Source organism: Hydrogenophaga sp. 70-12, from assembly GCF_001897365.1.
GTDB lineage: Bacteria > Pseudomonadota > Gammaproteobacteria > Burkholderiales > Burkholderiaceae_C > Hydrogenophaga > Hydrogenophaga borbori.
Genome location: NZ_MKSS01000303.1, coordinates 1 through 9129 on the forward strand (window position 1 = coordinate 1; position 9129 = coordinate 9129).

General features: G+C 65.6%; 8 protein-coding genes. 7 read left to right on the forward strand and 1 reads right to left on the reverse strand.

Translation table 11 applies throughout. The features are described from left to right. Positions 1 to 118: 118 nt before the first annotated feature. On the forward strand, positions 119 to 1165 hold the full coding sequence (locus tag BGO22_RS16185; protein ID WP_204744251.1) for a porin: 1047 nt from the start codon (positions 119 to 121) through the stop codon (positions 1163 to 1165). 82 nt (positions 1166 to 1247) lie between these two features. Here the strand turns inward: BGO22_RS16185 and BGO22_RS16190 are convergent, their stop codons facing one another. Then, positions 1248 to 1550 (reverse strand): ComEA family DNA-binding protein, encoded by a 303-nt coding sequence (locus tag BGO22_RS16190; RefSeq protein ID WP_070399191.1) that lies wholly within the window; start codon positions 1548 to 1550, stop codon positions 1248 to 1250. Between the two features lie 263 nt (positions 1551 to 1813). Between BGO22_RS16190 and BGO22_RS16195 the strand changes: the two genes are divergently transcribed. The 6 genes from BGO22_RS16195 to BGO22_RS16220 all read left to right on the forward strand — a co-directional run. Next, the gene (locus tag BGO22_RS16195) at positions 1814 to 3403 is read left to right on the forward strand and encodes an ABC transporter substrate-binding protein (RefSeq protein ID WP_116958408.1); all 1590 of its coding nucleotides are present in this window, start codon (positions 1814 to 1816) and stop codon (positions 3401 to 3403) included. A gap of 64 nt (positions 3404 to 3467) precedes the next feature. Beyond that, the gene (locus tag BGO22_RS16200; protein ID WP_070399189.1) at positions 3468 to 4448 is read left to right on the forward strand and encodes an ABC transporter permease; all 981 of its coding nucleotides are present in this window, start codon (positions 3468 to 3470) and stop codon (positions 4446 to 4448) included. A gap of 1 nt (position 4449) precedes the next feature. Then, positions 4450 to 5739 carry a M20 aminoacylase family protein gene (locus BGO22_RS16205; protein WP_070399188.1) on the forward strand — a complete coding sequence of 430 codons (1290 nt, stop codon included), beginning with the start codon at positions 4450 to 4452 and terminating at the stop codon, positions 5737 to 5739. Further along, positions 5736 to 7310, forward strand: a complete 1575-nt coding sequence (locus BGO22_RS16210) for an ABC transporter substrate-binding protein (RefSeq protein WP_070399187.1) — start codon at positions 5736 to 5738, stop codon at positions 7308 to 7310. Before BGO22_RS16205 ends, BGO22_RS16210 begins: the two co-directional genes overlap by 4 nt. 120 nt (positions 7311 to 7430) lie before the next feature. Next, positions 7431 to 8342, forward strand: coding sequence for an ABC transporter permease (locus tag BGO22_RS16215; RefSeq protein WP_070399186.1), 912 nt, complete (start codon positions 7431 to 7433; stop codon positions 8340 to 8342). A gap of 2 nt (positions 8343 to 8344) precedes the next feature. Continuing rightward, a partial coding sequence (locus tag BGO22_RS16220; protein ID WP_286851743.1) for an ABC transporter ATP-binding protein occupies positions 8345 to 9129 on the forward strand: 785 nt, incomplete at its 3' end.

The window sequence follows — 9129 nt, forward strand, 5'->3', positions numbered from 1 at the left end:
GTCTTGTGTAAAACCCCTAGGGGCAAACCCGTAACGTGCATGTCGATGGGTACCATCACTGCAGTTTCAGTCGTGTGAAACGTTTCCCAAACCGTTCCAAAGGAAAAGGAATCTCCCCATGAAAAAAAGTCTGATCGCTCTTGCCGTTCTGGGCACCTGCGGCGCCGCGATGGCTCAGTCGAGCGTGTCGCTCTACGGTATGGCCGATGTGTGGGTGGGCCGTGTCAAGACGGACATCACCGGTGTCGGTTCCGCCAGTGAGACCGTGCTGGAAAGCGGTGGCTTCAACACCAGCCGCCTGGGCTTCAAGGGCTCCGAGGATCTGGGTGGTGGTCTGAAGGCCAACTTCAACCTGGAAGGCGCGCTGGCCATGGACAACGGCACCGCCGGTGGCCTGAGCTTCAACCGCCAGTCGTGGGTCGGTCTGTCGGGTGGCTTCGGTGAAGTCCAGCTGGGCAAGCCCTGGACGCCGTACGACGACACCCGCTCGATGGCCAACGACACCTTCAACGCGAACTTCGCGTCGTCGTGGACCACCTGGCTCGGCTACGAAGACAACCCGAACAACACCATCCGCTACAACTCGCCCAACTTCGGCGGTTTCTCGGGTGCTTTCGCCTACTCGCTGGGTGAAGACCGCGCCAGCTCGCCGAACAACAAGGCCAGCAACCTGGTGTCGTTCAGCCTGAACTACGCCAACGGCCCGATCGTGGCTGGCTTCGCTCACCAGAGCCAGAAAGTCGAAGGCCTGAACGGCATCGACAGCACCGGCATCCTGACCGGCCTGGCCGCCACCGGCAAGACCACCTACAACCTGCTGAACGGCTCCTACGACTTCGGCGTCGTGAAGCTGGTCGGTGGCGTGAACCAGGCCAAAGTGCAGCCGGACGGCTTTGCTGACGTGAAGGCCAACGAGTTCAACATCGGTGTGGACGTGCCCCTGGGCGCCGGCTTCGACATCGGTGTTGGCGTGGCCCGTTCCAAGCTGGAGTCTGGCGGTACGGATCTGAGCAAGACCACCGGTTTCAGCATCGGCGCCAAGTACGCGCTGTCCAAGCGCACCTTCACGTACGCTGCCTTCAACCGCACCAAAGCCGAAATCATCGGTACCGGCGCGGAAGTCAAGAACACCCTGTTCGGCGTGGGCATCCAGCACAACTTCTGATCTTCAGAAGCGCTTCGCTCAAGCAAAAACCGCCCGGCATGCCGGGCGGTTTTTTTTTTATGGGCGGTTCAGTGGCCGGTGCTCACTGCTTCGGTTTGGCGCCCGCTGGCGCGCTGGTCGCCTTGAAGGCCTCGCCATTGACCGTCAGGCCTTCGTGCGACAACTTCGCGGCGCGTTTGTCCCCGATGCCGGGGACCCGCGCGATGAAGTCGTTCCAGTTCTTGAAGGGGGCGGCTTTGCGCTGTTCGAGGATCTTGCCCGTGGTGCTGGGGCCAATGCCTTTGATGCTGTCGAGATCGGCTTGCGAGGCCTTGTTGACGTCGACGGCGGCGAAGCCGGTGGCGGCGCTCAGGGCAAACAAGGCGGCGACGAGGAGCTTCTTCATAGGGGACCTTCCTGATGGTTTTGGGGTTGAAATGCCTAAGTAAATGGCCAATAGGCGAGCCAAATATAGCGATAAAGAATTATTTGAAATGACGGAGGAATAAAGCTTCGAGTGGTGTCCGGAAATGGCCTGTTCCGGCCGAACCGGTGGGGGCCGCGCGGTGTCGATCCGGGTGCCCATACTCGGTACGGGTAAGTCCCGTCGCTGGCGCGGGAACGCTTGTTGCATAGTCCCGGCACCTTCATTTAATTCAGGTGTCAACGATGAAATCGTTCTCCGTGCCCATGCAGGCGGTCGTGCTGGGGGCAGCCTTGGCTGTCACGACCGGCGGTCTTCAAGCGAAGACCTTCAAGTGGACGAGTGCCAGCGACATCCCGACCTGGGACATCCATTCCCAGAACAACGCGTTGGCCAATGGCATCCATGCCTCGGTCTATGAGTCGTTGGTGTACTACAACAGCCGCACCTTCAAGCCCGAGCCGCTGCTGGCCACCGGCTGGAACCAGGTCTCGCCCACTCAGCTGCGGCTGACGCTGCGGACCGGGGTGAAATTCCACGATGGTTCCGACTTCACCGCCGACGACGCGGTGTTCTCGCTGCAGCGCGCAATGGCGCCGACCTCGAACTTCACGCCCTACATCCAGGGCATCGACCGCATCGTCAAGGTCAACAACAACACCATTGACATCTTCACCAAGGGCCCTAACCCGGTGCTGGTGAACCAGCTCACCGAGCTGCGCATGATGAGCAAGGCCTGGGCGGAGAAGAACAACTCCACCGCGCCCAAGGACATCAAGACCCAGGACGAGAACTTCGCCCACCGCAACGCCATGGGCACGGGGCCCTTCGTCCTCAAGGAGTGGGCGCCCGACCAGAAGATGGTGCTCACGCGCAACCCCAACTGGTGGGGCAAGGGCGCCGAGACCAACGTCACCGAGATCGTCTACACGCCGGTGAAGGCCACGGCCACGCGCATGGCCGCGCTGCTCTCGGGCGAGGTGGATTTTGTGCTGGATCCGAGCCCGCAGGACCTGCCGCGCCTGCGCCAGGACGGCAACCTCAAGGTCATGGACGGGGTCGAGAACCGCACCATCTTCTTCGGCATGGACCAGCACCGCGACGAGCTCGTGGGCAGCAACGTCAAGGGCAAGAACCCGCTGAAGGACGTGCGCGTGCGCAAGGCGCTGTACCAGGCGATCGACATGAACGCGATCGCGCGCGTCACGCTGCGCGGCCTGGGCCAGCCCACGGGGGCGCTCATCGCGCCGCAGGTGACGGGCTGGACGGAGGGCGTGCACCAGCGCTACCCATTCGACGTGGCCGCCGCGCAGAAGCTGCTCGCGGACGCCGGCTACAAGGACGGTTTCGAGGTCGACTTCGCCTGCCCCAACAACCGCTACATCAACGACGAGGCGATCTGCCAGGCCGTGACCGCCATGTGGGCGCGCATCGGCGTCAAGGCCAAGCTGCGCACGCTGCCGCTGGCCACCTACTTCCCGATGATCCAGCGCTACGAGGCCAGCATCTACATGCTGGGCTGGGGCGTGCCCACCTTCGACGCGATGTACAGCCTGCAGTCGCTGGTGCGCAGCGTGGGGCAGGGCGGTGACGGCAACTACAACGTGGGCCGCTACAGCAACCCCAAGATGGACCAGATCATCGACCGTGCCAAGACGGAGACCGACCTGCTGATCCGCAACCGCCTGCTGACCGAGGCACTGGAGCTGTCGAACGCCGACGTGTCGCACCTGCCGCTGCACAACCAGGTCATTCCCTGGGCGATGAAGAAGAGCATCAACGTGGTTCACCGCGCCGACAACCGCCTGGATTGGCGGCTCATCACGGTAAACTGAATCGGGTACTGACCAAAGAGGGTCGCCTCCTTTCGGGCGCGACCCTCTCTTGCTTTTTTCATCGATGTTCGCATTCATCCTCCGACGGCTCGCCCAGGCGGTGATCGTCATGGTCAGCGTGGCGCTGATCGCCTTCATGCTGTTCCAGTACGTCGGGGACCCGGTGGTCTTCCTGCTCGGTCAGGACGCCACGCCGGAGCAGGTGCGCGCCCTGCGCGCCGACCTGGGTCTGGACCAGCCCTTCTTCGTCCAGTTCTGGCACTTCTTGGTCAACGCCGCGCAGGGCGAGTTCGGCCTGAGCCTGCGCCAGGGCGCCAAGGTCTCGCGCCTCATCGCCGAGCGTTTCCCGGCCACGCTGGAGCTGTCCATGGTGGCGGCGGTGCTCGCGCTGCTCGTGGGCATTCCCATGGGCGTGTACGCGGCGCTCAAGCGCGGCACCTTCCTCAGCCAGGTCTTCATGACGATCTCGCTGCTGGGGGTGTCGCTGCCCACCTTCCTGATCGGCATCCTGCTGATCCTGGTGTTCGCGGTGCACCTGGGCTGGTTCCCCAGCTTCGGCCGCGGCGACGTGGTCTCGTTGGGCTGGTGGAGCACCGGCCTGCTGACGACCAAGGGCTGGATCCACATCACCCTGCCCGCGATCACGCTGGCCATCTTCCAGCTCACCCTGATCATGCGGCTGGTGCGCGCCGAGATGCTGGAGGTGCTGCGCACCGACTACATCAAGTTCGCCCGCGCCCGCGGGCTCACCAACCGCGCGGTGCATTTCGGCCACGCGCTGAAGAACACGCTGGTGCCGGTGATGACCATCACCGGCCTGCAGCTCGGCGGCCTCATCGCCTTTGCCATCATCACCGAGACGGTGTTCCAGTGGCCGGGCATGGGCCTGCTGTTCATCCAAGCCGTGACCTTCGCCGACATCCCCGTGATGGCCGCCTACCTGTGCCTGATCGCGCTGATCTTCGTGGTGATCAACCTCATCGTCGATCTGTTGTACTTTGTGGTTGATCCGCGCCTGCGCGTGGAGAAGGCCGGAGGGCATTGACATGAGCAAGTCCCGCTACAAGGTGCATGGCCCGGCGTTCGCGCACATCGCGGCCTTTCACCCCGAACTCACGGCGTTGCGCCGCGACCTGCACGCCCACCCCGAACTCGGTTTCGAGGAGGTCTACACCGCCAAGCGCGTGGTGGAGTCGCTCAAGGTCTGCGGGGTGGACGAGGTCCACACCGGCATTGGCAAGACCGGTGTGGTGGCGGTCATCCGCGGCCGCCAGACCGGCAGCGGCCGCATGATCGGCCTGCGCGCCGACATGGACGCGTTGCCCATGACCGAGCACAACGACTTCGCCTGGAAGTCGAGCAAGCCGGGCATGATGCACGGCTGCGGCCACGACGGCCACACGGCCATGCTGGTGGGCGCGGCGCGCTACCTGGCCGAGACGCGGCAGTTCGACGGCACGGCCGTGCTGATCTTCCAGCCCGGCGAGGAAGGCTTTGCCGGCGCCAAGGCCATGATCGAGGACGGCCTGTTCGAGCGCTTTCCCGTGAACTCGGTGTTCGCGATGCACAACTGGCCGCAGATGCGCCCAGGCACCGTGGGCGTGAACCCGGGGCCCATGATGGCCTCGGCCGACCGCATCACCATCGAAGTCACCGGCAAGGGCGGCCATGGCGCGCACCCCTACGCCACGGTCGACCCGGTGCTGGTGGCGGCCCACATCATCACGGCGGTGCAGAGCATCGTCTCGCGCAACGTGCGCGCGATCGACAGCGCCGTGATCAGCCTGTGCTCCATGCAGGCCGGCGACCCGGGCGCCTTCAGCGTGATCCCGGGCACGGCCCGCCTGATCGGCACCGTGCGCACCTTCAACCCCGAGGTGCAGGCCATGGTCGAGAAGCGCCTGCACGAGGTGTGCTCGGGCGTGGCCTTGGGCCTGGGGGCCTCGGCCCACCTGAACTACGAACGCATCTACCCCGCCACCATCAACACGCGCGACGAGGCCCGCTTCGCGATGGAAGTGGCGCAAAAGCTGGTGGGCCACGAGCACGTGGACCGCAACATGGACCCGAGCATGGGCGCGGAGGATTTCTCCTTCATGCTGCAGGTCAAGCCCGGCGCCTACCTGCGCCTGGGGCAGGGTGCCGACAACGGGCAGGGCGCCTGCTTCCTGCACAACAGCCGCTACGACTTCAACGACGAGGTGCTGCCTTTGGGCGCCGCCTTGCACGCCAGCCTCATCGAACAAGGCATGCCATTGGCCAGCGAGCCCACCACGCCGCGCCAGACCCTTTCCCAGTCCACCCCCTCACCCACCCCCGCAAGGAGCGACGCATGAACCTCAAAAAATCCTCGGCTGCCCTGCTCGTGGCCGCAGCCCTGGCGGCTGGTGCCGCCAGCGCCCAGACGGTGCGCATCGGCAACCAGGGTGATGCCCTGTCGATGGACCCGCACTCGCTCAACGAGTCGCTGCAGCTCACCGTGACGGGCAACGTCTACGAGCCGCTGGTGGCGCGCGACCGCAACCTCAAGCTGGTGCCCGGCCTGGCCACGAGCTGGAAGCAGACCTCGCCCACCGTCTGGCGCTTCGAGCTGCGCAAGGGCGTTGAATTCCACGACGGCACGCCCTTCACCGCCGACGACGTGCTGTTCACCTTCGCGCGCGCCGCCGGCGAAGGCTCGGACATGAAGAGCTACGTGAACGACGTGAAAGAGGTGCGCAAGGTCAACTCGCACACGGTCGACGTCGAAACCAAGGGCCCGTTTCCCATCCTGCCCGATGTGCTGTCGCTGCTGTACATCATGAGCAAGAAGTGGTGCGAGGACAACCAGGCCACGCGCCCGGTGGATCGCCGCAAGGGCATCGAGAACGCGGCCTCCTTCCGAGCCAACGGCACCGGCCCGTTCCGCCTGCGCGAGCGCCAGCCCAACGTGAAGACCACCTTCCAGCGCAACGGCAACTACTGGGGCAAGATCGAAGGCAACGTCGTCAACGTCGAGTACACGCCCATCGGCAACGACGCCACGCGCGTGGCCGCGCTGCTGTCGGGCCAGGTGGACGTGATCGAGCCCGTGCCGCTGCAGGACGTGGCCCGCATCAACGCCAGCGGCAAGTCCAAGGTGATGCAGGGCCCCGAGCTGCGCACCATCTTCCTGGGCATGGACCAGAAGCGCGACGAGCTGCTCTACTCCAACGTGAAGGGCAAAAACCCCTTCAAGGACAAGCGCGTGCGCCAGGCCTTCTACCAGGCCATCGACATCCAGGGCATCCAGCGCACGGTGATGCGCGGCGCCTCGGCGCCCACGGCGCTGATGGTCGGCCCTGGCATCAATGGCTTCGACCCCGCCATGAACACCCGCCTGCCCTTCGACGCCGAGGCCTCCAAAAAGCTGCTGGCCGAGGCCGGTTACCCGAATGGCTTCGAGGTGACCCTGAACTGCCCGAACGACCGCTACGTCAACGACGGCAACATCTGCCAGGCGGTGGCCGCCAACCTGGCGCGCGTGGGCGTCAAGATCAATCTGCAGGCCGAGACCAAGGGCACCTACTTCCCGAAAATCCTGCGCCGCGACACCAGCTTCTACATGCTGGGCTGGACGCCGGGCACCTACGACTCGCACAACGCGCTCAACGCGCTCATGCGCTGCGTGGACGATTCGGGGTCGGGCCAGTTCAACCTGGGCTCCTATTGCAACCCCAAGGTGGATGAGCTGACCAAGCAGATCCAGTCGGAGACCGACAAGGCCAAGCGCGACGCCATGATCCGCGAAGCCTTCAAGATCCATTCCGACGACGTCGGCCACCTGCCGCTGCACCAGCAGGCCCTGGCCTGGGGCGTGGCCAACAACGTCTCGCTGGCCCAGCTGGCGGACAACTTCATGCCGTTCCGCTACATGTCGGTGAAATGAGGCCACCCCCCGCGCCGCCTGCGGCGTCTCCCCCCAGGGGGGGCGCCAGCAGCGGCCCGGCGCAGCCGGCTCCGCGCTGGCCCTGACCTTCCGATCCGCATCTTCTTTCGGGACATTTCCTTGATCGCCCTCATTCGCCGCGCGCTCGACAGCGACGTCGGGTACAGCTTTCGCACCTCGCCCACGGCCATCGTGGCGGCGGTGATCGCGCTCATCTGTGTCGTCTGCGCGGTCTTCGCTCCGTGGATCGCGCCCCACAACCCCTTCGACCTGGCCACGCTGGACCTGATGAACGCGCGCCTGCCGCCCGTGTGGCAGGAGGGCGGCAATTCGCAGTTCTTGCTGGGCACCGACGACCAGGGCCGCGACATCCTCTCCGCGCTCATGTACGGCGCGCGCATCTCGCTTGCGGTGGGCCTGGCTTCGGTGGTGCTGTCGGTGCTCATCGGCGTGACCCTGGGCCTGCTGGCCGGCTTCGTGGGCGGCTGGCTGGACGGCTTCCTGATGCGCCTGTGCGACGTGATGCTGTCCTTCCCGCCCATCCTCATCGCGCTGCTGATCGCTGGCGTGGGCCGCGCGCTGTTCCCCAACGCGCACGAGACGCTGGCCTTCGGCGTGCTCATCATCTCCATCACCCTGGCCGGCTGGGTGCAGTACGCCCGCACGGTGCGCGGCTCCACGCTGGTGGAGCGCAGCAAGGAATACGTGCAGGCCGCGCGCGTGACCGGCGTGGCGCCGCTGCGCATCATGGGCCGCCACGTGCTGCCCAACGTCATGGGCCCGGTGCTGGTGCTGGCCACCATCCAGGTGGCCACGGCCATCATCACCGAGGCCACGCTGTCCTTCCTGGGCGTGGGTGCGCCACCCACCTCGCCCTCGCTGGGCACGCTCATCCGCGTGGGCAACGACTACCTCTTTTCCGGCGAGTGGTGGATCACCATCTTCCCCGGCCTCATGCTCATCCTCATCGCGCTCAGCGTGAACCTGCTGGGCGACTGGCTGCGCGACGCTCTCAACCCAAGGCTGCGCTGACCATGAGCCTGCTGCAAGTCAAGAATCTGGTCGTCGAGTTCCCCACGCGCCGCGGCACCCTGCGCGCGCTCGACGACATCTCCTTCGACATCGCGCCCGGCGAGATCCTGGGCGTGGTGGGCGAGTCCGGCGCGGGCAAGTCGCTCACCGGTGCGTCCATCATTGGCCTGCTGGAGCCGCCCGGGCGCATCGCCTCGGGCCAGGTCCTGCTCGAAGGCCAGCGCATCGACAACCTGCCGCACGAAAAGATGCGGCGCATCCGCGGGCGCAAGATCGGCGCCATCTTCCAGGACCCGCTGACCTCGCTGAACCCGCTGTACTCGGTGGGCCGCCAGCTGATCGAAACCATCACCACCCACCTGCCGGTGAACGCGGCCGAGGCTCGCGAGCGCGCGATCCAGCTGCTCCGGGACACCGGCATTCCGGCGGCCGAGCAGCGCATCGACCACTACCCGCACCAGTTCAGCGGCGGCATGCGCCAGCGCGTGGTCATCGCGCTGGCGCTGGCGGCCGAGCCCCAGCTCATCGTCGCCGACGAGCCCACGACCGCGCTGGACGTGTCCATCCAGGCGCAGATCATCACGTTGCTCAAGAGCATCTGCAAACAGCGCGGCGCCGCCGTCATGCTGATCACGCACGACATGGGCGTGATCGCCGAAACCTGCGACCGCGTGGCCGTGATGTATGCCGGGCGCATCGCCGAGATCGGCCCCGTGCACGAGGTGATCAACCAGCCGGCCCACCCCTATACCCGTGGCCTGATGGCCTGCATCCCCGACATGAGCCA